Source organism: Holzapfeliella sp. JNUCC 72 (genome assembly GCF_053668685.1).
In genome coordinates this window covers 901,009-922,087 of the sequence record NZ_CM132220.1, presented here as the reverse complement: position 1 = coordinate 922,087, position 21,079 = coordinate 901,009, and the positions used below count along the sequence as shown (strand labels likewise).

Genomic DNA, 21,079 nt, shown 5'->3' with positions numbered 1-21,079 from the left:
GTAAACATGGCCAAAAAAGGAATCTTAGGAAAAAAAGTTGGAATGACACAAGTCTTCACAGAATCTGGTGAATTAGTTCCCGTAACAGTTATCGAAGCTACTCCTAACGTTGTTTTACAAGTTAAAACAATGGAAAGTGATGGTTACGAAGCTGTTCAACTAGGTTACAAAGATCAACGTGACATCTTGTCAAACAAACCAGCTAAAGGTCATGCTGCAAAAGCTAAGACTTCACCTAAGCGCTTCATTAAAGAATATCGTAATGTTGAGCTTAGCGAATACGAAGTAGGCTCAGAAATTACTGTAGAAACATTTACTGAAGGTGACAAAGTAGACGTAACCGGAGTAAGTAAAGGTCATGGTTTCCAAGGTGCTATCAAGCGTTGGGGTCAATCACGTGGACCAGAAACACATGGTTCAAGATACCACAGACGCCCAGGTTCAATGGGATCTATTATCAACCGTGTATTCAAAGGTAAACGTTTACCAGGACGTATGGGTAACAAACAAGTTACAGTTCAAAACTTGGACATCGTAAAAGTTGTTGCTGACAAAAACGTTATCATGATTCGTGGTAATGTTCCTGGTGCTAAAAAATCAACAGTAAGTATCCAAACTACTGTAAAGAATAACAAGTAAGAAAGGAGGATAAAAATTGCCTAACGTTAATGTATTAGATCAAACAGGTAAAAATGCAGGTCAACTTGAATTAAATGAACAAATCTTTGGTATTGAACCAAATGAAAGTGTTTTATTTGATGCAGTGATTATGCAACGTGCTTCTTTAAGACAAGGAACACACTCAGTTAAAAACCGTTCTGCCGTACGTGGTGGAGGTAAGAAACCATGGAGACAAAAAGGAACTGGACGTGCTCGTCAAGGTTCTATCAGATCTCCTCAATGGCGTGGTGGTGGTGTTGTATTTGGTCCTACTCCACGTTCATACGCTTACAAATTACCTAAAAAGGTAAGACGTTTAGCTCTTAAATCTGCTCTTTCACAAAAAGTTGCAGGTGAAGACATGGTAGTTGTTGATCAATTATCATTCGACACACCAAAAACAAAAGAATTTGCAAACTTCTTAAACAACGTTAAAGTTGATACAAAAGTTTTAGTAGTTGTTGATTCAGAAAACAAAAACGCTGCTTTATCAGCTCGTAACTTAGAAAACGTTACAATTATTCCTGCTGAAGGTTTAAACGTATTGGATATTGTAAATAACCAAAAAATCGTTTTAACTAAAGCTGCTGTACAAAGTATCGAGGAGGTGCTCGCATAATGGAAGCTCGCGATATTATTTTAAGACCCGTTATTACGGAAGCTTCAATGGGCGCAATGGATGCTCGTAAATACACTTTCGACGTTAATGTAAACGCTGACAAGACTCAAGTACGTCGTGCAGTAGAAGAAATCTTTGACGTTAAAGTTCAAAACGTAAACATCATGAATGTTCGCGGTAAACAAAAAAGAGTTGGCCAATATGTGGGAACAACTCGTCGTCGCAGAAAAGCTATTGTAACTTTAACTGCTGACTCAAAAGAAATTACAATTTTCGAAAACTAATCATATAGGAGGTAAGTCAAGTGGCTATCATTAAACACAAACCAACGACAAATGGTAGACGTCATATGACTGGCTCTGATTTTGCTGAAATCACAAAGAAAGCTCCTGAAAAATCTTTGCTTGATTCACAAAGCAGTAAAGCAGGCCGTAACGCACATGGTCATATTACGGTAAGACACCGCGGTGGTGGACATAAACAAAAATACCGTATCATCGATTTCAAACGTAACAAAGACAATGTAAAAGCAACTGTTAAGGCTATCGAATACGATCCAAACAGATCAGCTAACATTGCACTTGTTGCTTATCATGATGGTGTAAAATCATACATTTTAGCACCTAAAGGCATCAAAGTTGGACAAATCGTTGAATCAGGTGAAAATGCAGATATTAAAGTAGGTAACACATTACCACTTAAAAACATTCCTGATGGAACATTAATCCACAACATTGAAATGAAACCTGGTAAAGGTGGACAACTTGTTCGTTCAGCAGGTACATCTGCTCAAGTTCTTGGACAAGAAGAAAAATACACATTAATTAAACTTAACTCTGGTGAAGTTCGTATGATTCTTTCAACTTGCCGTGCAACAATCGGTTCAGTTGGTAATGAACAACACGAATTAATCAACATTGGTAAAGCTGGTCGTAAACGCTGGTTAGGTTTCCGTCCTACAGTTCGTGGTTCTGTAATGAACCCTAACGATCACCCTCACGGTGGTGGTGAAGGTCGTGCACCTATCGGACGTCCATCTCCAATGTCACCATGGGGCAAGAAAACTATGGGTGTTAAAACACGTAATAGTAAAGCTAAATCAGAAAAACTTATTATTCGTCATCGTAAAGGCAAATAGTAATAGTTAAACAGTAAGGGAGGTCTAGAAATGAGCCGTAGTATTAAAAAAGGTCCATTCGCTGACGCGCATTTATTGAAAAAGGTCGAAGCTCAAGCTGATCAAGAAAAAAAACAAGTTATTAAAACTTGGTCCCGTCGTTCAACTATTTTTCCAACTTTCATTGGATACACAATAGCTGTCTACGATGGTAGAAAACACGTACCAGTATTCATTTCAGAAGACATGGTAGGACACAAACTAGGTGAATTCGTACCTACAAGAAAATTCCATGGTCATTCAGGAAATGACAAACAAACTCAAGGTAAATAGAAAGGAGAATTCGTCTGATGGCAGATACAGTTACAAGCGCTAAAGCTAAAGTAAGAATGGTTCGTCTTGCACCTAGAAAAGCCCGCTTAGTTGTGGACTTAATTCGTGGAAGAAACGCAGCTGAAGCTTTGGCTATCTTGCAATTCACACCTAAAGCTGGCTCACCTATCGTGGCTAAAGTTTTAAAATCAGCAATTGCAAACGCTGAACATAATTTTGATTTAGAATCTGCAAACCTCTACGTTTCTGAGGCATATGTGAATGAAGGACCTACTTTGAAGAGATTTCGTCCGCGTGCCAAAGGTGCGGCTTCTCCTATTAACAAGAGAACAAGTCACATTACAATTGTAGTTTCAGAAGCTGAATAAAAAATAATAAGGAGGTCAATTTAATGGGTCAAAAAGTTAATCCAATAGGCTTTCGTCTTGGCGTTATCCGCGACTGGGAAGCTAAATGGTACGCTGAAAAAGATTTCGCAAACTTCTTACACGAAGATTTGAAAATCAGAAAATTCATTGAAAAGAAATTAGCAACTGCTTCAGTTTCACAAGTTGAAATTGAACGTGCTGCAAACAAAGTTAACATTTCAATCCACACAGCAAAACCAGGTATGGTTATTGGTAAAGGTGGTTCTGAAGTTGAAGCTTTAAGAAAACAAATTAATGCGCTAACTAACAAACAAGTTCACATTAATATTGTTGAAATCAAAAAACCTGATTTGGATGCAACTCTAGTAGGTGACAGCATTGCTCGTCAACTAGAAGCTCGTGTTGCATTCAGACGTGCACAAAGACAAGCTACTCAAAGATCAATGAGAGCTGGTGCAAAAGGTATTAAAACTCAAATCTCAGGTCGTTTAAATGGTGCTGACATGGCGCGTAAAGAATGGCATACAGAAGGTACAGTTCCTCTTCACACATTAAGAGCAGATATTGACTATGCTTGGGTTGAAGCAGCAACTACCTACGGACAAATCGGTGTTAAAGTATGGGTTTGTCGTGGAGAAGTATTGCCAACACGTAATGAAAGTACAATTAATAAGGACGCGAAAGGAGGAAACTAATCGTGTTAGTTCCTAAACGTGTTAAACACCGTCGTGAATTCCGTGGTAAAATGCGCGGAGCAGCTAAAGGCGGTAAACAAGTAAGTTTCGGTGAATACGGTTTACAAGCTGTTGAATCTCACTGGATCACAAATAGACAAATCGAAGCAGCACGTATTGCTATGACACGTTACATGAAACGTGGTGGGCAAGTTTGGATTAAAATTTTCCCTCATAAATCATATACAGCAAAAGGTGTAGGAGTACGTATGGGTTCTGGTAAAGGAGCTCCAGCAGGTTGGGTTGCTCCAGTTAAACGAGAAAAAATCTTGTTTGAAATTGGTGGCGTTTCTGAAGAAGTTGCGCGTGAAGCTTTAAGACTTGCATCTCATAAATTACCAATTAGAACCAAGTTCGTAAAACGTGAGGAAGTAGGTGGCGAATCTAATGAAAGCTAATGAAATTAAAGAATTAACCACTGAGCAAATTATTGCCAAAGAAAAGCAATATAAAGAAGAATTGTTCAACTTGCGTTTTCAACAAGCCACAGGGCAACTTGAAAATACAGCTCGCTTAAAGCAAGTTCGCAAAAACATTGCTCGTATCAAAACAATCTTGCGCGAACAAGAATTGAACAATAAATAAGATAGTGGAAGGGAGTTATAAACTTGAGCGAAATTAACGAAAGAAATAGTCGTCACGTACACCAAGGACGTGTTGTCTCTGATAAAATGGACAAAACAATTACCGTAGTTGTTGAAACACAAAAGAAACATTCTGTGTACGGAAAACGTGTTAAGTACTCTAAAAAATACTACGCACACGATGAAAACAACGAAGCTAAAGTTGGAGATATTGTTCGTATCATGGAAACCCGACCATTGTCTCGTTCAAAACGTTACCGTTTAGTAGATGTTGTAGAAAAAGCAGTTATCATCTAATCTAAAATAATGCGAATAATCTCTTAGGCGAGAGGAGGAACTCAAGTGATCCAACAAGAAACAAGACTTAAAGTTGCTGATAACTCAGGAGCACGTGAAATTTTAACTATTAAAGTTTTAGGTGGTTCTGGTAGAAAAACTGCCAATATTGGTGATGTTATTGTTGCAACAGTTAAACAAGCAACACCAGGTGGCGTTGTCAAAAAAGGTGACATTGTAAAAGCTGTTATTGTAAGATCTGCATCAGGTGCAAGACGTGCCGACGGATCATACATTAGTTTTGACGAAAACGCAGCAGTTATTATCAACGAAGATAAAAGCCCTCGTGGAACACGTATTTTTGGGCCTGTTGCTCGTGAATTACGTGAAAATGCATTCATGAAAATCGTGTCATTGGCACCTGAAGTTTTATAGAATCTGATTGATAATAGGGAGGTGCGCACATGTTTGTTAAAACAGGCGACAAAGTTAAAGTTATTGCCGGTAAAGATAAAGGCAAAGAAGGTTCAGTCTTAAAAGTTTTAAACAAAGAAGACCGTGTGGTTGTTGAAGGTATTAATATGGTGAAAAAACATAGTAAACCTTCTCAAATGAATCCCCAAGGTGGTATTCAAGATCAAGAAGCACCTATTCACGTTTCAAACGTTATGTTGATTGATCCAGAAAACAACGAAGCAACAAAAGTTAAATTTGAAATCGTAGACGGTAAAAAAGTTCGCGTTTCAAAGAAAACTGGTAAACAATTATAAAATTAAGAGAGGAGGACAATAAGTGGCTAATCGTTTAAAAGAAAGATACGTTTCTGAAATTACACCTGCTTTGGTTGAAAAATTCAATTACAAATCAGTTATGCAAGTTCCAAAAATTGAAAAAATTGTTTTGAACATGGGTGTTGGTGATGCTATCACAAACGCTAAAAACCTTGATGATGCTGTTAACGAATTAACATTAATCTCAGGTCAAAAACCTTTGATTACCAAAGCTAAAAAATCAATTGCTGGCTTCCGTTTACGTGAAGGTATGTCAATTGGTGCAAAGGTTACTTTACGTGGTGACCGTATGTATGATTTTCTAGACAAATTAATTAACGTTTCGCTTCCTCGTGTTCGTGATTTCCATGGTGTTAGTGCTAAGTCTTTTGATGGACGTGGTAACTATACATTAGGTATCAAAGAACAACTTATCTTCCCTGAAGTGGATTACGACCAAGTAAATCGTGTTCGTGGATTAGATATTGTTCTTGTAACAACTGCAAATACTGATGAAGAAGCAAGAGAATTATTGACTCAAGTTGGTATGCCTTTTGCTAAATAAGTTTAAGGGAGGTCAATTAATTGGCTAAGAAATCACAAATTGCTAAAAACCATCGTCCAGCTAAGTTTTCAACACAAAGCTACACAAGATGTGAAAGATGTGGACGTCCACATTCTGTTTACCGTAAGTTTAAACTATGCCGTGTTTGCTTGAGAGAATTAGCACATAAAGGTCAAATTCCTGGCGTTAGAAAAGCAAGCTGGTAAAAATCTGAAAAAAGGAGGCAGCACATCATGGTCATGACAGATCCAATCGCAGATTACTTGACACGAATCAGAAATGCCAACATGGTAAAACACGATTCATTAGAAGTTCCTGCATCAACAATGAAAAAAGCGATTTCTGAAATTTTGAAGAATGAAGGCTTTATTCGTGATTACGAAGTTATCGAAGATAACAAACAAGGAATCATCAAAGTATTTCTTAAATATGGCAAAAATAACGAACGCGTTATTACTGGCCTAAAACGTATTTCTAAACCTGGTTTAAGAACTTACGTTGGTGCAAATGATGTACCTAAAGTTCTTAACGGATTAGGAACTGCAATTATCTCAACATCAAATGGTGTAATTACTGACAGAGAAGCTCGTGCTAAAAATGTCGGTGGCGAAGTGCTCGCTTACATCTGGTAATTTTTTGAAAGAAAAGGAGGGAAACTCATGAGTCGTACTGGTTATAAAACAATTATTGTACCAGAATCTGTAACAATCACTAAAAATGGTGACGACGTTACAGTTAAAGGACCAAAAGGTGAAGTAACACGCTACTTTGATCCTAAAATTACTTTTGAACAAAAAGATAACGAAATCAACTTTGAACGTCAAAGCGATGACGACAAAGCACTTCATGGAACAATGCGTGCTAACTTAAACAACATGGTTCTTGGTGTAACTGAAGGTTACTCTAAAGCATTATCTCTTGTTGGGGTTGGTTACCGTGCACAAGCTCAAGGTCAAAAACTAACATTAAACGTTGGTTACTCTCAACCTGTTGAAATGACAATTCCAGAAGGTATCGAAGTTGAAGTACCTTCAGCAACAGAACTTGTTGTTAAAGGAATTAGCAAACAAGCAGTTGGCCAATTTGCGGCAGAAATTCGTGATACACGTCCTCCAGAACCTTATAAAGGTAAGGGAGTTCGTTACAAAGACGAAATCGTACGTCGTAAAGAAGGTAAAACTGGTAAATAATTAACTTAGAAATTATATGAGGTGATACTGTGATTACTAAACCAGATAAAAACAAAACACGTCAAAGACGCCATAAACGCGTTCGTGGTAAAATTTCTGGAACTGCTGAGCGCCCACGCTTAAGTATTTTCCGTTCAAATAAAAACATCTACGCTCAAGTAATTGATGACGTAGCGGGTGTAACGCTTGCAAGTGCCTCAACTCTTGATAAAGATGTTAAAGATGACGCTACAAAAGTAGAACAAGCTAAACAAGTTGGTGCTTTAGTAGCTAAAAGAGCAAAAGATGCTAAAATTGAAACAGTCGTATTCGACCGTGGCGGTTACTTATACCAAGGCCGTATTCAAGAATTAGCTGACGCTGCTCGTGAAAATGGACTACAATTTTAATAAAGAGGAGGTTAACTAAATGGCAAATATCGATCCATCTCGTTTAGAATTAGAAGATCGTCTAGTTAGTATTAATCGAGTAACTAAAGTTGTTAAAGGTGGACGTAGACTTAGATTCGCTGCTATCGTAATTGTAGGGGATAAAGCTGGCCACGTAGGTTTCGGTACTGGTAAAGCTCAAGAAGTTCCTGAAGCAATTAGAAAAGCTGTTGAAGCTGCTAAGAAGAGTTTGATTGAAGTGCCAATGGTTGGTACAACAATTCCTCATGAAATTGTTGGTCAATTTGGTGCTGGAGACATTCTTTTGAAACCTGCTGAAGAAGGTTCTGGAGTTGCTGCAGGTGGCCCTGTTCGTGCCGTTCTTGAACTTGCTGGTGTTGCTGATGTTACAAGTAAATCACGCGGAAGTAACACACCAATCAACGTTATTCGTGCAACATTAAACGGATTAGACAACTTAAAAACTAAAGAATCAGTATCTGCACTTCGTGGTGTAAATGCTGATACATTGCAAGGCTAGGAGGAAGTTATAGATGGCTCAATTAAAAATCACTTTAAAAAGAAGCGCAGCTCATCGTCTTCCAGCCCAAAGAAAAATTGTTAAAGAATTGGGATTAGGTCGCGTACATAGCTCAGTTATCAAACCTGATAACGACGCTATTAGAGGTGCACTATTCAAAATTTCTCATCTTATTGATGTAGAAGAATATAAAGGTTAATCACAAGGAGGTGCTCGGTTATGAAACTTCACGAATTAAAACCTGCTGAAGGATCAAGAAAAAACCGCAAACGTGTTGGTCGCGGAACTTCATCTGGTGTCGGTAAGACAGCTGGTCGTGGACAAAAAGGTCAATTAGCACGTTCAGGTGGTAAAACACGTATTGGTTTTGAAGGTGGTCAAATGCCATTATTCAGAAGAATGCCAAAACGTGGATTCAAAAACATTAATCGTAAAGAATATGCTGTTGTCAATCTTTCCGATTTAAATCAATTTAAAGAAGGTACAGAAGTAACACCTGCTTTATTAGTAGAATCTGGTTTAGTTAAGAAAGAATTATCTGGTGTTAAACTTCTTGCCAACGGTGATCTTAAAGTTAAATTGACTATTAAGGTTAACAAATACTCTGAAGCTGCAAAATCTGCAGTAGAGGCTGCTGGCGGTTCAATTGAGGTGATCTAATGTTCACCACTTTGAAAAACGCATTTAAAGTAAAAGAAATTCGTTCTAAGATTTTCTTCACATTGTTTATTTTGCTACTATACCGCATTGGGTCACACATTATCGTCCCTGGCGTTAACGCAAGTGCGTTAGCTAATCTAACAAAAAGTGGAACAACAAGTTTAGTTCCAATTTTAGATACAATTAGTGGTGGTGGCTTGGCAAACTACTCCATCTTTTCGATGGGGGTTTCGCCATATATTACGGCACAAATTGTTGTGCAGCTACTCCAGATGGATATTGTACCTAAATTTGTGGAATGGGGTAAACAAGGTGAAGTTGGCCGTCGAAAGATAAATCAGGTGACAAGATACTTATCAATTGTACTTGCATTTATTCAAAGTATTGGAATCACACTAGGTTTTAATGCGTTAAGTGGCTTAGGTTTAGTTAAATCACAAACTCTATCATCTTATATAACGATTGGTATTATTTTAACAGCGGGAACCATGTTACTAACATGGTTAGGTGAACAGATTACAGATAAAGGTATTGGTAATGGTGTATCGATGATTATCTTTGCCGGTATTGTGGCAAGATTTCCACAAAGCGCGCATGAGTTATATCGTGACGCCATTACAAACAACAATCCAGCCGATCGTGGACAAGGCGCACTATTTTTAGTCGCTGTTGTTGTAGCGATATTGATTATTACGATGATTGTGACATATGTTCAACAAGCCATTCGTAAAGTCCCAATTCGTTACACAAGAAGAGCAACTAGTGGTGGATCAGAAAGTTATCTTCCATTGAAGGTTAACGTTGCTGGTGTTATTCCAGTTATCTTCGCTAGTTCTCTTATTGCCACACCGGCAACGATTTTAGTAGCCTTTCAAAATTCTCATGGTGAAGAAGCATGGTTCAAAATCATGAATAACATCTTCAGCATGCAGACTCTAACAGGAGCTCTAGTTAATACATTATTGATTGTATTATTTACTTTCTTCTATGCCTTTGTACAAGTTAACCCTGAAAAAGTGGCTGAAAACTTGCAAAAGCAAAGTGCATTTATTCCAGGCGTTTGGCCAGGACAAGAAACACAAAAATACATTTCAAAATTATTGATGAGACTTTCAGTAGTCGGCTCCATCTTTTTAGGATTTATTTCCTTAATTCCACAACTTGCTTCAAATATCTGGGGATTACCTAGTTCAATCGGACTTGGCGGAACCAGCTTACTGATTGTTATCGGTGTTGCACTTGAAGCAATGCGTCAATTAGATGGATTACTGATGAAACGAAAATATGTTGGATTTATTAGATAGGCTGTTTAAAAATGAAAAATATTATTTTAATGGGGCTTCCGGGTGCTGGTAAAGGTACTCAAGCCGAAATGATTGTAGATAATTATAATATTGCCCATATTTCAACGGGTGATATGTTCCGAGAAGCAATGGCCGAAGGAACCAAGGTAGGACTTGAAGCTAAATCATTTATTGATGCTGGTAACTTGGTTCCAGATGAAGTGACAGCTAAGTTAGTTGAAGAAAGACTTGGCAAAGCTGATACAGATGATGGATATATTTTAGACGGTTTTCCTAGAACAACTGTCCAAGCAGAAATGCTTGAATCAATCACAGCAAATGTCAATAAACCATTGCAAAAAGTAATTAATATTGAAGTTGATACAAAACTTTTAGTTGAACGTTTATCAGGTAGATTTATTTGTCGAGACTGTGGCGCAACATATCATAAAGTTTTCAACCCAACAAAAGTTGAAAACACATGTGATCGTTGTGGTGGCCACAACTTTTATCAACGTGAGGATGATAAACCCGAAGTTGTTAAAAAACGTATCGAAGTTAACTTAGAAATGAACACACCATTGATCGATTTCTATCGTGAAAAAGGGTTACTAGTTTCAGTTGATGGAACTCGTTCTCGTGATGAAGTTTTCGCTGATATCAATGAAGCTTTAAGTTCGTTGAATTAGTATTTATTGTTCTAAAGTGGTATAATATTTTGCTGTAGTATATCGTGTTAAACAATCAGGAGGAAAATTTTGGCAAAAGATAATGTCATCGAAATCGAAGGTACAGTGGTTGATACTCTTCCTAATGCAATGTTTAAAGTTGAGTTAGAGAATGGGCATACAATTTTAGCTCACGTTTCTGGTAAAATTAGAATGCACTACATTCGTATTTTGCCTGGTGACAGAGTGACTGTTGAATTGTCTCCATATGATTTAACTAAAGGCAGAATCACTTATCGTTTTATTAAGTAGTAGATTTAGACAACTCAGGAGGTTATCAAGATGAAAGTAAGACCATCTGTTAAACCAATGTGTGAAGATTGTAAAGTAATTAAGAGAAATGGCCGCGTTATGGTTATTTGCTCAAATCCAAAACACAAACAAACTCAAGGATAATAATTTATAAATACGGAGGTGTTATAATGGCTCGTATTGCTGGTGTTGACTTACCCAGAGATAAAAGAATCGTAGTTGCATTAACATACATTTATGGTGTAGGTAATACAACTGCTGCAAAAATCTTAGCTGATGCTGGTGTGTCTGAAGACATTCGTTCTAAAGACCTAACCCCAGATCAAGAAGATAAAATTCGTGCGGAAGTAGATAAAGTCCGTGTCGAAGGTGACCTAAGACGTGAAATTAGTTTAAACATTAAACGTCTTAAAGAAATCGGTTCATACCGTGGTATCCGTCACCGTCGTGGTTTACCTGTACGTGGACAAAACACAAAGAACAACGCAAGAACACGTAAAGGTCCAAAAGTTGCCATTGCTGGTAAGAAAAAATAAGAACTAATTAAGGAGGGAAATTAATGGCTGTTAAGAAAACTTCTCGTAAACGTCGTAACAAGAAGCATATTGAATCTGGTGTGGCACACGTTCACTCAACATTCAATAATACTTTAGTGATGATTACAGATGTTCAAGGTAACGCTGTTGCCTGGTCTTCTGCAGGATCATTAGGATTTAAAGGTAGTCGTAAATCAACACCATTTGCTGCTCAAATGGCATCTGAAGCTGCTGCTAAACAATCTATGGAACATGGATTGAAGAGTGTTGAAGTTGCAGTTAAAGGTCCAGGTGCTGGACGTGAAGCTGCTATTCGTGCTTTACAAGCAACAGGTTTAGAAGTTACAGCAATTCGCGATGTTACGCCTGTTCCTCATAATGGATCAAGACCACCAAAACGTCGTCGTGTTTAATTATTTGCTGAATAAAGCACTATACGTTTTGAAAGGGGTCCCAATTTATGATTGAATTTGAAAAACCAAGTATAACAACTGTTGAACAAGATAGTAGTTATGGTAAATTTGTTATTGAGCCTTTAGAACGTGGCTATGGAACGACGTTAGGTAATTCACTACGTCGCGTATTGCTTGCTTCCTTACCAGGAAGCGCAGTATCATATGTCCAAATTGATGGTGTGTTACATGAATTTTCAACGATTGATGGCGTTGTCGAAGACGTTACGCAAATCGTTTTGAATTTAAAACAACTTTCATTAAAGTCTCTTTCAGAAGAAACTAAAGTTGTGGAAATTGATGTAGTGGGACCTGCACGCGTAACAGCAGCAGACTTGCAAGTAGATAGCGAAGTTCAAGTATTGAACCCTAGCCAATACATTGCAGAAGTTGCTGAAGGCGGACATTTACACATGAACGTTGCCATTAAACAAGGTCGCGGTTATGTTTCTGCTGATCAAAACAAAACAGATGATATGCCAATCGGTGTTGTTCCAGTTGACTCATTGTTTTCACCAATCGATCGTGTAAACTATCAAGTGGAAAGCACTCGTGTAGGGCATCGCAATGACTATGATAAATTGACGCTTGAAATCTGGTCCAATGGCTCAATTGCACCAAATGATGCACTTAGTTTAGCCGCAAAGATTTTGACAGAACATTTAAATGTCGTTGTTGAAATGTCTGATGAAGCACAACTTACTGATATCATGGCAGAAAAAGAAGAAGCAAAAGAAGAACAAAAGCTTGAAATGACTATTGAAGAGCTTGATTTATCTGTTCGTTCTTACAATTGTTTAAAACGTGCAGGAATTAATACTGTGCAAGACTTATCTGACCGTTCTGAATCAGATATGATGCGTGTTCGCAACCTTGGACGCAAGTCATTAGAAGAAGTTAAACAAAAACTATCAGATTTGAATTTATCTTTACGTCAAGAAGACTAAACATAAAAGTGTTAAAGGAGGGAAAGCTATGGGTTACCGTAAATTAGGTCGTAATAGTTCTCAAAGAAAAGCTATGTTGCGTGATTTATCAACTGATTTATTAATTAATGAACGCATTGTGACAACTGAAACTCGTGCTAAAGAAGTACGTAAAGCAGTTGAAAAAATGATTACTTTAGGTAAACGTGGAGACTTACACGCTCGTCGTCAAGCTGCAGCGTTTGTTCGTAACGAAGTTGCTGACATCCGTGAACAAGAAGAAGATGTAGTTGTACAATCTGCTTTACAAAAGTTATTTAGTGATATTGCACCTCGTTACAAAGAACGTAATGGTGGTTACACTAGAATTTATAAAACAGCACCTCGTCGTGGTGACGGTGCGCCAATGGCTATTATTGAATTAGTTTAATAATATCTATTACTTAAAAAACGATCATTTCTTAGATGTGAGAAATAGCGTAATGATGATGGAATTTATTCCAAGTCTAGCTTAGATAATAATTAAAAATTTATTATCCCATCTTTGAATGATTTTTTTTTTGCTCAAAATTTACTATAATGGAAGCTATAAAATAATGAGTGGGTAAAGATATGAGCAAAAATATAATAGAAGTTAAGAATTTAACCTACACTTATTCTCAAAATGAACAACCAACATTAAAAAATCTCAGTATCTCGATTTCTGAGCAAAGTTGGACGTGTATTTTGGGACATAATGGTAGTGGAAAGAGTACTTTAGTTCGCTTACTTACGGGACTTAAAGAGCCAGACACTGACTCTCAATCGCAAATTCTAATCAATAATGTTGAAGCATCCGAAGAAAAGTGGTTTGATATTCGTAATGACTTAGGTATTGTCTTTCAAAATCCGGATAACCAATTTGTTGGTGCAACGGTAGAAGACGATATTGCATTCGGTCTTGAGAATCGAAATATCGAACCAGATGAAATTGAACGACGCATTCAAGAAGTGTTAGACTTTGTCAAAATGTCAGAGTTTCGAAAGATGGAGCCGTCAAAACTCTCTGGTGGTCAAAAGCAACGTGTCGCCATTGCTGGTATTTTAGCAATTAGGCCTAAAATTATTATTTTAGACGAAGCGACAAGTATGTTGGATCCACAAGGACGAAATCAGATTCACCAAGTCATTCAAGAAATTAAATCAAAATATCAAGTGACCGTTATTTCAGTAACGCATGATATTGAAGAAGCAACAAAGGCGGATAATATCTGCGTGTTGTCTGATGGCCAGTTAGTTAAACAAGGAACACCAAAAGAAGTGTTAACCAATGAAAAATGGTTGACCGAGATGGGACTGATGTTACCGTTTGCTAAACAATTATCGGTTGAACTAGGTCAACATCATGTCAGTGTTCCGCGTGATATTTTAGATGAAAGTGAGCTAATTGAATACCTGTGGAAATTAAATTCGAAAACGTAAGTTATATCTATAGTCAAGGGACTGAGCTTCAAAAGTACGGCTTATCCGACATTAACTTTAAAATTAAATCAAAAAGTTTTACAGCCATTGTTGGTCATACTGGTAGTGGTAAATCGACGTTGATTCATCAAATTAACGCTTTACTCAAGCCTTCAAAAGGCAATGTGCGCATTGGTGATGATTTTGTGATTAATAACGAAACAACGAGTAAAGGACTCAAACCATTACGTCAAAAAGTTGGTATGGTCTTTCAGTTTCCTGAAAATCAATTATTTGAAGAAACAGTTATTAAAGATATTATGTTTGGTCCACTTAACTTTGGGTTTAGCCGTAAGGAAGCAGAGGGGTCTGCTTATTATTGGTTGAGGCGAGTGGGATTAGACGAGTCACTGGCACAAAAATCACCTTTTGAACTATCGGGTGGTCAAATGAGGCGTGTTGCAATTGCTGGTGTTATGGCCAGCAATCCAGAAGTATTAATTCTAGACGAGCCTACAGCAGGACTAGATCCAGTTGGTCAAAAAGAAATTCTATCCTTATTTAAGGATTATCAAAGTCAAGGGCATACAATTGTGCTAGTCAGTCATGATATGGATATTGTTGCTAATTATGCTGATGAAGTATTAGTATTAGAAGGTGGCAAGTTGCTCAAACAAGAGTCACCGCAAACATTATTTCAGGATGAAGTGTGGTTAAAGGCGCATGCCTTGAATCAACCAAAAGTGACTAATTTTGCACAAAAATTAGCAGCTAAGGGCTTTGAGTTTGAGTCAATGCCAATTACAATGACCGAATTAGTTACTGTTTTAGCATCAAAATTTGGTGGAAAGTTGGCTGAAGATGGATAGATTTTTATTAGGACAATACATTTATGGAAATTCTTATGTGCATCGACTCGATCCACGCGCAAAGTTGCTAGGAACATTTGGATTTATTATTTTAATTTTTCTTGCTAATAATTTTTGGACATATGGCGTTATTGTTTTATTCACACTTTTTGCAGCTTATATGACAAAAATATCAGCCAAAATTTATTGGCAGGGATTAAAGCCGATGATGTGGTTGATGATATTTACCGTTGCTCTACAGATTCTCTTCACTAATGGTGGTGATGTGTATCTCAAATGGGGAATTATAACGATTTCTCAATACGGTATTATTAACAGTATTTTTATATTGGTACGGTTATCATCAATCATTTTTATGTCGACTATTTTAACAATTACAACACCGCCAATGTTAATTGCAGATGCTTTTTCATCTTTGTTGAAGCCATTGAAAAAAGTGAAGTTTCCTGTTGATCAATTCTCAATGATTTGTTCAATTGCCTTGAGATTTGTACCAACGTTAATGGAAACTGCAACGAAAATCATGAACGCTCAACGTGCTAGGGGAGCAAGCTTCAATGATGGAAATATTTTAAAAAGAATTAAGTCAATTATTCCAATGTTAATTCCGTTATTGATTAACAGTATGAAAATTGCCATCGACTTGGCAGAATCAATGACAGCAAGAAATTATCAACTAGGTCAACCTAGAACACAATTTAGACGTTTAAAATGGCACAAGACGGATTTATACGTCTTATACTACTTTGCTATTCTAACTGTCTTATTAATTGTTTTGAGGAGGTTTTAAGCGTGCCACGTTACAAAATGCAAGTACGCTATGATGGCCATGATTTTCACGGATTCCAAAGACAACCTAACCTAAGAACGGTTCAGGGTGTGATTGAATCTGGGCTAAAGAAAATGATGAAAGGTCAAGAAGTAATGACCCACGGATCAGGAAGAACTGATGCTGGGGTGCATTCGTATGGCCAAATCATTCATTTTGACTTTCCAAATGAAATTCCGGCTATTAATATGTTAAAAGCATTGAATAGCTTAATGCCTCTTGATGTAGAGTTTGTGGAATCACAAATTCAAGAAGGCTTTCACAGTCGTTTTGATGCAAAAGCAAAGTGGTATCAATATCGTGTAGATTGTGGCCGATATACAGATCCTTTCAAGCGTTTTTATACTGGTCACTACCCTTATCCACTCGAAGTTGAACGCATTCAGACAGCCTTAAAAGACTTGATAGGTGAGCATGATTTCACAAGCTTTGCAGCAAGTGGCGGTGTGATTGAAGATAAAGTTCGAACAATTTATTATGCTAACGTGACAGAAGACAAAGCAAATAATGAATTGATTTTTGATTTTATTGGGAATGGATTTTTGTATAACATGGTTCGCATATTAGTTGCGACCGCACTTGAAATTGGAAATAATCGACGTGATATTCACGACTTTATTAGACTATTTGAAGTGAAAGATAGACAACAAGCACGTGGAACTGCTCCGGCTAGCGGACTTTATTTGAAAAAAGTTTTCTATGATGAGGTTCCACAAAAATATCGACAAGATATTTGAATATAGTTGACATTTCTAGAAATGTATAGTAAATTATTATCTGGTATTGTTTGTCCACGATAAGCCCCGGAAACTTATTGTATTATCAAACATGCGAAGAAACTGGAGGAAAAAACATTGCGTACAACCCCATTAGCTAAACCAGGTGAATTCAACCGTAAATGGTATGTTATCGATGCAAGTGGCGTCTCATTAGGACGTGTTTCAACAGCTGTTGCAACACTTCTAAGAGGTAAAAACAAACCTCAATACACACCAAACGTTGACACTGGTGATAACGTTATTTTAATTAATGCAGAAAAAATTGTTTTGACTGGTAATAAAGCTAGCAACAAGATTTACTACCGTCACAGTAACCACCCAGGTGGATTAAAATCTGTTTCAGCAGGTGAATTATTGGAAAATAATCCACAAAGATTAGTTGAATTATCAGTAAAAGGAATGCTTCCTAAAAATACTTTAGGTCGTCAACAATTCTCAAAATTACACGTCTATGCTGGTTCAGAACACGAAAACCAAGCTCAACAACCCGTTGAACTAGACATTCAAACACTAATCTAAGGAGGAACTTATTGTGGCTCAACAAGTAGCATATCTTGGAACTGGTCGTCGTAAGAATTCCGTAGCTCGTGTACGTTTAGTACCTGGCTCAGGTCAAGTTACAGTTAACAACAAAAAAGTTGAAGACTACATTCCATCAGCAATCTTAATTCAAGACTTAAAACAACCTTTAGCAATCACTGAAACTGAAGGTTCATACGATGTATTTGTGAACGTTAACGGTGGTGGATTCTCAGGTCAATCTGGTGCTATCCGTCATGGTGTCGCTCGTGCATTGTTACAAATCGACCCAGATTTCCGCGGTCCTTTAAAACGTGCTGGTCTATTAACTCGTGACCCTCGTATGAAAGAACGTAAGAAACCAGGTCTTAAAAAAGCTCGTAAATCAGCACAATTCTCAAAACGTTAATTTGTTGTTTTACACATCAAAAAACACTCTCCATTTGGAGGGTGTTTTTTTTGTGTGATTTTATGGTTATAATAAGGCTAATATTTGGATAATTAATATAAATTATTTCAGCTAGTTTTGAATTAGGGTGGATAAAGGTATGAAAATAACTAATCATTTTGGTGTTTATGGTGTTTGCTATGAGAGTCAAAAATTATTATGTATCAAGAAAAATGCGGGTCCTTATAAAAATAGATTAGATCTTCCAGGAGGAAGTCAGGAGTCTGGTGAGGGATTGACTGAAACACTGGTTAGAGAAGTATCTGAAGAAACAGGATTTACGGTATTATCTTATTCTAATCCTAGAATATATGATGCGATTGTTAGAGAAGAAAGAGCAAATTTTGCTGTTCATCATATTATGGCTTTCTATAATTTTAGAATAGATGATACTGTCAATAAAAAAGCGTTACCTGAACTAGTAGCTGATGGTAAAAATGACTCTGAAACTATCTGATATAAATATTCAAAATACCTCACCATTGGTTTTAAGAGTCAAAGAAGAACTACAAGGGAATCCGGTTCTGGATAAAATGGTATATAATAATTGGCAAGTTAAATAACAAAAAAGCATGGCTACAATAAGCCATGCTTTTTATAATTCTTGTTTAGCAATATCAATTTGATGTTGAACTTGATCAAAGCCAGTACCACCAAATGAATGGCGGTTCTTAACAGCGTGATAAGGATCAAGTTTGTCATAAACTTCAGTTGTGATATTGGGATTAATCGCTTGATAATCACTTAAAGTGATATCTTGCAAGTAAGTGCCTTTATGAATACAATCTAACACCAATTTGCCGACAATTTCATGAGCTTCTCTAAAGGGTGTTCCTAAGTTAGCTAGGTAATCGGCAAGTTCTGTCGCATTTGAGAAGTCTTTTTTCGTTGATTGAGCCATATTGTCACGATTAACAGTCATCGTTTTAATCATACCTGACATCACTTTTAGACAATGGGTGATGGTGTCGGCACTATCGAACACACTATGTTTATCTTCTTGCATATCTTTATTGTAGGCAAGAGGAAGTCCTTTCATCGTAGTCAATAACTGCATTAAATTACCGTAGACACGTCCAGTTTTACCCCGAATAAGTTCAGCCATATCGGGATTTTTCTTTTGGGGCATGATAGAACTACCAGTTGAATAAGTATCAGATAATTCCACAAACTTAAATTCATGACTACACCATAGAATAATTTCTTCACAAAAACGGGATAAATGCATCATGAGCAGTGAACTATTACTCAAAAATTCCAAAATAAAATCACGATCACTGACAGCATCTAAACTATTGGGATAAACGTCTGCAAAGTTCAGTTCATTAGCCGTTAGTTGACGATCAATAGGGAAGGTTGTCCCAGCAAGAGCCGCACTTCCTAGTGGTGAAATATCGACACGTTTGAAACTTTCAGTAAATCGTTCTTCATCACGTTTTAGCATTTGATAGTAAGCCATCAAATGGTGACCAAATGAAATGGGTTGAGCATGTTGCAGATGGGTATACCCAGGAAGAATCGTTTCAATATTATTTTGAGCTTGGTCAACTAGCACTTTTCTGAATTGATTAATTAATTTAATGACCTCATGAGTCGCATCTTTAACGTATAAATGAATATCTGTTGCCACTTGGTCATTACGACTACGAGCGGTATGTAGTTTGCCTGCAATAGGTCCAATTTGTTCCGTTAGAAAACTTTCGATATTTAGATGAATATCTTCGTTTTCGACTGTGAATTCAAGTAAACCCTGATGAATCTTTTCTTGAACTTGTTTAAGTCCAGTTGTAATTTGATTGACTTCATCTTCAGTTAAAATACCTGTTTCACCTAACATTTTGACGTGTGCAAGACTGCCTGCAATATCTTGATCAGCTAGTTGTTGATCAATATCAATTGAGGCACCAAATTCGTCAATCCAGTGTTCATTTTTGCCGTCAAAACGACCTCCCCAAAGTTTTTTCATTATAATCACCCTTCATTACTTAATTTAAATTTGCTTTTGTTTTAACTTCTGATTGGACTTTGCTTGGTAGTCCCCAAAGTTTGATGAAGCCAACTGCTGCATCTTGGTCAAAGGTATCTGCTGAAGTATATGTTGCTAGGTTTTCATCATAAAGGCTATTAGCTGATTGACGACCTTCGCAGATGACATTACCTTTGTATAATTTAAGACGGACATCACCGTTAACATATTTTTGAGTGCTCTTTAAGAATGCGATTAAAGTATCAGTTAGTGGGTTAAACCAAAGACCGTCATAGATGATTTGTGATAATTGTTGTTCAATAACAGGCTTGAAGTGAGCTAGTTCGCGAACAAAAACCAAATCTTCTAATTCTTTATGGGCTTTAAGTAGTGTCATAGCACCCGGACATTCGTAAACTTCACGGGATTTAATACCAACTAGACGGTTTTCAATGTGATCGATACGGCCAATACCATGTTTACCTGCGATATCATTTAATTTTAAAATAAGTTGTGCTAGTGGTAGTTCTTCATGATTAAGTGTAACAGGGATGCCAGATTCAAATTTGATTTCAATTGTTTCAGCTTCATCTGGTGCTTCTTCAAGAGAATTCGTAATGTCATAAGCGCCTTCAGGAGGGGTTTGCCAAGGGTCTTCTAAAATACCACATTCACAAGCACGTCCCCACAGATTCTGGTCAATTGAATAAGGATTATCCAAGTTTGCTGGAATTGGAACATTGTTTTTAATAGCGTAGTCGATTTCTTGTTCACGAGACCATTTCCATTCACGAATAGGTGCAATAATTTTAAGATTAGGATCTAGTGCTGCAATAGCAACTTCAAAACGAACTTGGTCATTTCCTTTACCTGTACAACCATGTGCAATAGTCGTTGCGTTTGTTTCATGCGCTAGTTCAACTAATTTTTTAGAAATGAGCGGACGAGAAAGTGCGGAAACAAGTGGGTAGGAATCTTCATAGAAGGTGTTACCTTGTAATGCAATTAAAGCAAAGTCTTGTGCAAATTCTTCACGTGCATCAATTGCGTAAGATTCGCTTGCACCAACTTGCAATGCTTTTTGTTTAATCGCTTCAGTATCTTTGCCTTCACCAATATCTAAACAACAAGCGATAACATCATAACCTTCGTCTGAAAGCCACTTAATAGCGACAGAGGTATCTAGTCCACCGGAATATGCTAAAATAATTTTTTCTTTTGTCATAATAAAACGCCCCTTTAATTTTTCTTTAATTATTATGGGTTA

Annotated in this window: 36 protein-coding genes and 1 pseudogene; 35 read left to right on the top strand and 2 right to left on the bottom strand. The window is 37.1% G+C overall.

Features of this window, described 5'->3' with window-relative positions; all coding sequences use genetic code 11:
* The first annotated feature begins 6 nt into the window (after nt 1–6).
* From rplC to JNUCC72_RS04440, 35 genes and pseudogenes are all read left to right on the top strand, one after another.
* The gene (gene rplC, locus JNUCC72_RS04610; RefSeq protein ID WP_454143324.1) at nt 7–639 is read left to right on the top strand and encodes a 50S ribosomal protein L3; all 633 of its coding nucleotides are present in this window, start codon (nt 7–9) and stop codon (nt 637–639) included.
* 16 nt (nt 640–655) lie between these two features.
* The gene (rplD, locus tag JNUCC72_RS04605; RefSeq protein ID WP_454143322.1) at nt 656–1,279 is read left to right on the top strand and encodes a 50S ribosomal protein L4; all 624 of its coding nucleotides are present in this window, start codon (nt 656–658) and stop codon (nt 1,277–1,279) included.
* Nucleotides 1,279–1,563 (top strand): 50S ribosomal protein L23, encoded by a 285-nt coding sequence (gene rplW / locus JNUCC72_RS04600; protein ID WP_056974550.1) that lies wholly within the window; start codon nt 1,279–1,281, stop codon nt 1,561–1,563. The genes rplD and rplW overlap by 1 nt, the downstream gene beginning before the upstream one ends.
* A gap of 20 nt (nt 1,564–1,583) precedes the next feature.
* Nucleotides 1,584–2,417 carry a 50S ribosomal protein L2 gene (gene rplB / locus JNUCC72_RS04595; protein ID WP_454143320.1) on the top strand — a complete coding sequence of 278 codons (834 nt, stop codon included), beginning with the start codon at nt 1,584–1,586 and terminating at the stop codon, nt 2,415–2,417.
* A 30-nt stretch (nt 2,418–2,447) separates the two neighbouring features.
* Nucleotides 2,448–2,729 carry a 30S ribosomal protein S19 gene (gene rpsS / locus JNUCC72_RS04590; protein WP_056974547.1) on the top strand — a complete coding sequence of 94 codons (282 nt, stop codon included), beginning with the start codon at nt 2,448–2,450 and terminating at the stop codon, nt 2,727–2,729.
* Between the two features lie 17 nt (nt 2,730–2,746).
* The gene (gene rplV / locus JNUCC72_RS04585; protein WP_056974546.1) at nt 2,747–3,097 is read left to right on the top strand and encodes a 50S ribosomal protein L22; all 351 of its coding nucleotides are present in this window, start codon (nt 2,747–2,749) and stop codon (nt 3,095–3,097) included.
* 23 nt (nt 3,098–3,120) lie between these two features.
* The gene (rpsC, locus tag JNUCC72_RS04580) at nt 3,121–3,792 is read left to right on the top strand and encodes a 30S ribosomal protein S3 (protein ID WP_339968939.1); all 672 of its coding nucleotides are present in this window, start codon (nt 3,121–3,123) and stop codon (nt 3,790–3,792) included.
* A gap of 2 nt (nt 3,793–3,794) precedes the next feature.
* Nucleotides 3,795–4,229 carry a 50S ribosomal protein L16 gene (gene rplP / locus JNUCC72_RS04575; protein ID WP_056974544.1) on the top strand — a complete coding sequence of 145 codons (435 nt, stop codon included), beginning with the start codon at nt 3,795–3,797 and terminating at the stop codon, nt 4,227–4,229.
* Nucleotides 4,219–4,416, top strand: a complete 198-nt coding sequence (gene rpmC, locus JNUCC72_RS04570) for a 50S ribosomal protein L29 (protein WP_056974543.1) — start codon at nt 4,219–4,221, stop codon at nt 4,414–4,416. Before rplP ends, rpmC begins: the two co-directional genes overlap by 11 nt.
* 23 nt (nt 4,417–4,439) lie before the next feature.
* A complete protein-coding gene (gene rpsQ, locus JNUCC72_RS04565; RefSeq protein WP_454143316.1) occupies nt 4,440–4,712 on the top strand; it encodes a 30S ribosomal protein S17 in 273 nt (90 codons plus the stop codon).
* A gap of 45 nt (nt 4,713–4,757) precedes the next feature.
* Complete coding sequence (rplN, locus tag JNUCC72_RS04560; protein WP_056974542.1) at nt 4,758–5,126, top strand: 50S ribosomal protein L14; 369 nt, start codon at nt 4,758–4,760, stop codon at nt 5,124–5,126.
* 29 nt (nt 5,127–5,155) lie between these two features.
* A complete protein-coding gene (rplX, locus tag JNUCC72_RS04555) occupies nt 5,156–5,461 on the top strand; it encodes a 50S ribosomal protein L24 (protein ID WP_339968947.1) in 306 nt (101 codons plus the stop codon).
* A 22-nt stretch (nt 5,462–5,483) separates the two neighbouring features.
* The gene (gene rplE / locus JNUCC72_RS04550; RefSeq protein ID WP_339968949.1) at nt 5,484–6,026 is read left to right on the top strand and encodes a 50S ribosomal protein L5; all 543 of its coding nucleotides are present in this window, start codon (nt 5,484–5,486) and stop codon (nt 6,024–6,026) included.
* A 20-nt stretch (nt 6,027–6,046) separates the two neighbouring features.
* Nucleotides 6,047–6,232: a type Z 30S ribosomal protein S14 gene (locus tag JNUCC72_RS04545; RefSeq protein WP_339968951.1), complete on the top strand. Its 186-nt coding sequence runs from the start codon at nt 6,047–6,049 to the stop codon at nt 6,230–6,232.
* A 27-nt stretch (nt 6,233–6,259) separates the two neighbouring features.
* Nucleotides 6,260–6,658 carry a 30S ribosomal protein S8 gene (gene rpsH, locus JNUCC72_RS04540; RefSeq protein ID WP_339968953.1) on the top strand — a complete coding sequence of 133 codons (399 nt, stop codon included), beginning with the start codon at nt 6,260–6,262 and terminating at the stop codon, nt 6,656–6,658.
* Between the two features lie 27 nt (nt 6,659–6,685).
* Nucleotides 6,686–7,216 carry a 50S ribosomal protein L6 gene (gene rplF, locus JNUCC72_RS04535; protein WP_454143313.1) on the top strand — a complete coding sequence of 177 codons (531 nt, stop codon included), beginning with the start codon at nt 6,686–6,688 and terminating at the stop codon, nt 7,214–7,216.
* A gap of 29 nt (nt 7,217–7,245) precedes the next feature.
* Entirely contained in the window at nt 7,246–7,605 is a 360-nt protein-coding gene (rplR, locus tag JNUCC72_RS04530) for a 50S ribosomal protein L18 (RefSeq protein ID WP_454143311.1), read from the top strand.
* A 19-nt stretch (nt 7,606–7,624) separates the two neighbouring features.
* Nucleotides 7,625–8,125, top strand: coding sequence for a 30S ribosomal protein S5 (rpsE, locus tag JNUCC72_RS04525; protein WP_454143309.1), 501 nt, complete (start codon nt 7,625–7,627; stop codon nt 8,123–8,125).
* A gap of 13 nt (nt 8,126–8,138) precedes the next feature.
* Nucleotides 8,139–8,324, top strand: coding sequence for a 50S ribosomal protein L30 (gene rpmD / locus JNUCC72_RS04520; RefSeq protein ID WP_056974534.1), 186 nt, complete (start codon nt 8,139–8,141; stop codon nt 8,322–8,324).
* 20 nt (nt 8,325–8,344) lie between these two features.
* A complete protein-coding gene (gene rplO, locus JNUCC72_RS04515) occupies nt 8,345–8,785 on the top strand; it encodes a 50S ribosomal protein L15 (protein WP_339968963.1) in 441 nt (146 codons plus the stop codon).
* On the top strand, nt 8,785–10,089 hold the full coding sequence (gene secY / locus JNUCC72_RS04510) for a preprotein translocase subunit SecY (protein ID WP_454143306.1): 1,305 nt from the start codon (nt 8,785–8,787) through the stop codon (nt 10,087–10,089). Before rplO ends, secY begins: the two co-directional genes overlap by 1 nt.
* 11 nt (nt 10,090–10,100) lie before the next feature.
* Complete coding sequence (locus JNUCC72_RS04505; protein WP_454143304.1) at nt 10,101–10,757, top strand: adenylate kinase; 657 nt, start codon at nt 10,101–10,103, stop codon at nt 10,755–10,757.
* A gap of 69 nt (nt 10,758–10,826) precedes the next feature.
* Nucleotides 10,827–11,048 carry a translation initiation factor IF-1 gene (infA, locus tag JNUCC72_RS04500; protein WP_056974530.1) on the top strand — a complete coding sequence of 74 codons (222 nt, stop codon included), beginning with the start codon at nt 10,827–10,829 and terminating at the stop codon, nt 11,046–11,048.
* Nucleotides 11,049–11,078: 30 nt separating this feature from the next.
* Nucleotides 11,079–11,192 (top strand): 50S ribosomal protein L36, encoded by a 114-nt coding sequence (gene rpmJ / locus JNUCC72_RS04495; RefSeq protein WP_056974529.1) that lies wholly within the window; start codon nt 11,079–11,081, stop codon nt 11,190–11,192.
* Nucleotides 11,193–11,218: 26 nt separating this feature from the next.
* Nucleotides 11,219–11,584, top strand: a complete 366-nt coding sequence (rpsM, locus tag JNUCC72_RS04490) for a 30S ribosomal protein S13 (protein ID WP_056974528.1) — start codon at nt 11,219–11,221, stop codon at nt 11,582–11,584.
* Between the two features lie 23 nt (nt 11,585–11,607).
* Nucleotides 11,608–11,997 carry a 30S ribosomal protein S11 gene (gene rpsK, locus JNUCC72_RS04485; protein ID WP_339968974.1) on the top strand — a complete coding sequence of 130 codons (390 nt, stop codon included), beginning with the start codon at nt 11,608–11,610 and terminating at the stop codon, nt 11,995–11,997.
* Nucleotides 11,998–12,044: 47 nt separating this feature from the next.
* Nucleotides 12,045–12,983: a DNA-directed RNA polymerase subunit alpha gene (locus tag JNUCC72_RS04480; RefSeq protein ID WP_056974526.1), complete on the top strand. Its 939-nt coding sequence runs from the start codon at nt 12,045–12,047 to the stop codon at nt 12,981–12,983.
* Between the two features lie 28 nt (nt 12,984–13,011).
* A complete protein-coding gene (rplQ, locus tag JNUCC72_RS04475) occupies nt 13,012–13,392 on the top strand; it encodes a 50S ribosomal protein L17 (protein WP_339968978.1) in 381 nt (126 codons plus the stop codon).
* A gap of 182 nt (nt 13,393–13,574) precedes the next feature.
* On the top strand, nt 13,575–14,423 hold the full coding sequence (locus JNUCC72_RS04470) for an energy-coupling factor transporter ATPase (RefSeq protein ID WP_454143300.1): 849 nt from the start codon (nt 13,575–13,577) through the stop codon (nt 14,421–14,423).
* Entirely contained in the window at nt 14,399–15,271 is an 873-nt protein-coding gene (locus JNUCC72_RS04465; protein ID WP_454143298.1) for an energy-coupling factor transporter ATPase, read from the top strand. Before JNUCC72_RS04470 ends, JNUCC72_RS04465 begins: the two co-directional genes overlap by 25 nt.
* The gene (locus JNUCC72_RS04460; RefSeq protein WP_454143296.1) at nt 15,264–16,061 is read left to right on the top strand and encodes an energy-coupling factor transporter transmembrane component T family protein; all 798 of its coding nucleotides are present in this window, start codon (nt 15,264–15,266) and stop codon (nt 16,059–16,061) included. The genes JNUCC72_RS04465 and JNUCC72_RS04460 overlap by 8 nt, the downstream gene beginning before the upstream one ends.
* 17 nt (nt 16,062–16,078) lie before the next feature.
* Nucleotides 16,079–16,837: a tRNA pseudouridine(38-40) synthase TruA gene (gene truA / locus JNUCC72_RS04455; protein ID WP_454144715.1), complete on the top strand. Its 759-nt coding sequence runs from the start codon at nt 16,079–16,081 to the stop codon at nt 16,835–16,837.
* A gap of 117 nt (nt 16,838–16,954) precedes the next feature.
* Complete coding sequence (gene rplM, locus JNUCC72_RS04450) at nt 16,955–17,398, top strand: 50S ribosomal protein L13 (protein WP_454143294.1); 444 nt, start codon at nt 16,955–16,957, stop codon at nt 17,396–17,398.
* Between the two features lie 13 nt (nt 17,399–17,411).
* Nucleotides 17,412–17,807, top strand: a complete 396-nt coding sequence (gene rpsI / locus JNUCC72_RS04445; protein WP_056974520.1) for a 30S ribosomal protein S9 — start codon at nt 17,412–17,414, stop codon at nt 17,805–17,807.
* 139 nt (nt 17,808–17,946) lie between these two features.
* A pseudogene (locus JNUCC72_RS04440) lies at nt 17,947–18,409 on the top strand (NUDIX hydrolase).
* Between the two features lie 32 nt (nt 18,410–18,441).
* On the opposite strand, the gene argH reads toward JNUCC72_RS04440, so the two are convergent.
* Nucleotides 18,442–19,812 (bottom strand): argininosuccinate lyase, encoded by a 1,371-nt coding sequence (argH, locus tag JNUCC72_RS04435; RefSeq protein WP_454143292.1) that lies wholly within the window; start codon nt 19,810–19,812, stop codon nt 18,442–18,444.
* 19 nt (nt 19,813–19,831) lie between these two features.
* A complete protein-coding gene (locus tag JNUCC72_RS04430) occupies nt 19,832–21,037 on the bottom strand; it encodes an argininosuccinate synthase (RefSeq protein ID WP_454143290.1) in 1,206 nt (401 codons plus the stop codon).
* Between the last annotated feature and the right edge of the window lie 42 nt (nt 21,038–21,079).

Bases quoted from the DNA above. Each gene is read 5' to 3' on its own strand.
- rplC (WP_454143324.1), top strand. From the start codon at position 7: ATGGCCAAAAAAGGAATCTTAGGAAAAAAAGTTGGAATGACACAAGTC.
- rpsM (WP_056974528.1), top strand. From the start codon at position 11,219: ATGGCTCGTATTGCTGGTGTTGACTTACCCAGAGATAAAAGAATCGTA.
- rpsE (WP_454143309.1), top strand. From the start codon at position 7,625: ATGGCAAATATCGATCCATCTCGTTTAGAATTAGAAGATCGTCTAGTT.
- secY (WP_454143306.1), top strand. From the start codon at position 8,785: ATGTTCACCACTTTGAAAAACGCATTTAAAGTAAAAGAAATTCGTTCT.
- rpsH (WP_339968953.1), top strand. From the start codon at position 6,260: ATGGTCATGACAGATCCAATCGCAGATTACTTGACACGAATCAGAAAT.
- argH (WP_454143292.1), bottom strand. From the start codon at position 19,812: ATGAAAAAACTTTGGGGAGGTCGTTTTGACGGCAAAAATGAACACTGG.
- rplQ (WP_339968978.1), top strand. From the start codon at position 13,012: ATGGGTTACCGTAAATTAGGTCGTAATAGTTCTCAAAGAAAAGCTATG.
- JNUCC72_RS04460 (WP_454143296.1), top strand. From the start codon at position 15,264: ATGGATAGATTTTTATTAGGACAATACATTTATGGAAATTCTTATGTG.
- JNUCC72_RS04505 (WP_454143304.1), top strand. From the start codon at position 10,101: ATGAAAAATATTATTTTAATGGGGCTTCCGGGTGCTGGTAAAGGTACT.
- rplV (WP_056974546.1), top strand. From the start codon at position 2,747: ATGGCAGATACAGTTACAAGCGCTAAAGCTAAAGTAAGAATGGTTCGT.
- rpsK (WP_339968974.1), top strand. From the start codon at position 11,608: ATGGCTGTTAAGAAAACTTCTCGTAAACGTCGTAACAAGAAGCATATT.
- rplO (WP_339968963.1), top strand. From the start codon at position 8,345: ATGAAACTTCACGAATTAAAACCTGCTGAAGGATCAAGAAAAAACCGC.
- JNUCC72_RS04480 (WP_056974526.1), top strand. From the start codon at position 12,045: ATGATTGAATTTGAAAAACCAAGTATAACAACTGTTGAACAAGATAGT.
- rpmD (WP_056974534.1), top strand. From the start codon at position 8,139: ATGGCTCAATTAAAAATCACTTTAAAAAGAAGCGCAGCTCATCGTCTT.
- rplX (WP_339968947.1), top strand. From the start codon at position 5,156: ATGTTTGTTAAAACAGGCGACAAAGTTAAAGTTATTGCCGGTAAAGAT.
- JNUCC72_RS04470 (WP_454143300.1), top strand. From the start codon at position 13,575: ATGAGCAAAAATATAATAGAAGTTAAGAATTTAACCTACACTTATTCT.
- rpsC (WP_339968939.1), top strand. From the start codon at position 3,121: ATGGGTCAAAAAGTTAATCCAATAGGCTTTCGTCTTGGCGTTATCCGC.
- rpmC (WP_056974543.1), top strand. From the start codon at position 4,219: ATGAAAGCTAATGAAATTAAAGAATTAACCACTGAGCAAATTATTGCC.
- rpsS (WP_056974547.1), top strand. From the start codon at position 2,448: ATGAGCCGTAGTATTAAAAAAGGTCCATTCGCTGACGCGCATTTATTG.
- rplF (WP_454143313.1), top strand. From the start codon at position 6,686: ATGAGTCGTACTGGTTATAAAACAATTATTGTACCAGAATCTGTAACA.
- rpmJ (WP_056974529.1), top strand. From the start codon at position 11,079: ATGAAAGTAAGACCATCTGTTAAACCAATGTGTGAAGATTGTAAAGTA.
- rplW (WP_056974550.1), top strand. From the start codon at position 1,279: ATGGAAGCTCGCGATATTATTTTAAGACCCGTTATTACGGAAGCTTCA.
- truA (WP_454144715.1), top strand. From the start codon at position 16,079: ATGCAAGTACGCTATGATGGCCATGATTTTCACGGATTCCAAAGACAA.
- JNUCC72_RS04430 (WP_454143290.1), bottom strand. From the start codon at position 21,037: ATGACAAAAGAAAAAATTATTTTAGCATATTCCGGTGGACTAGATACC.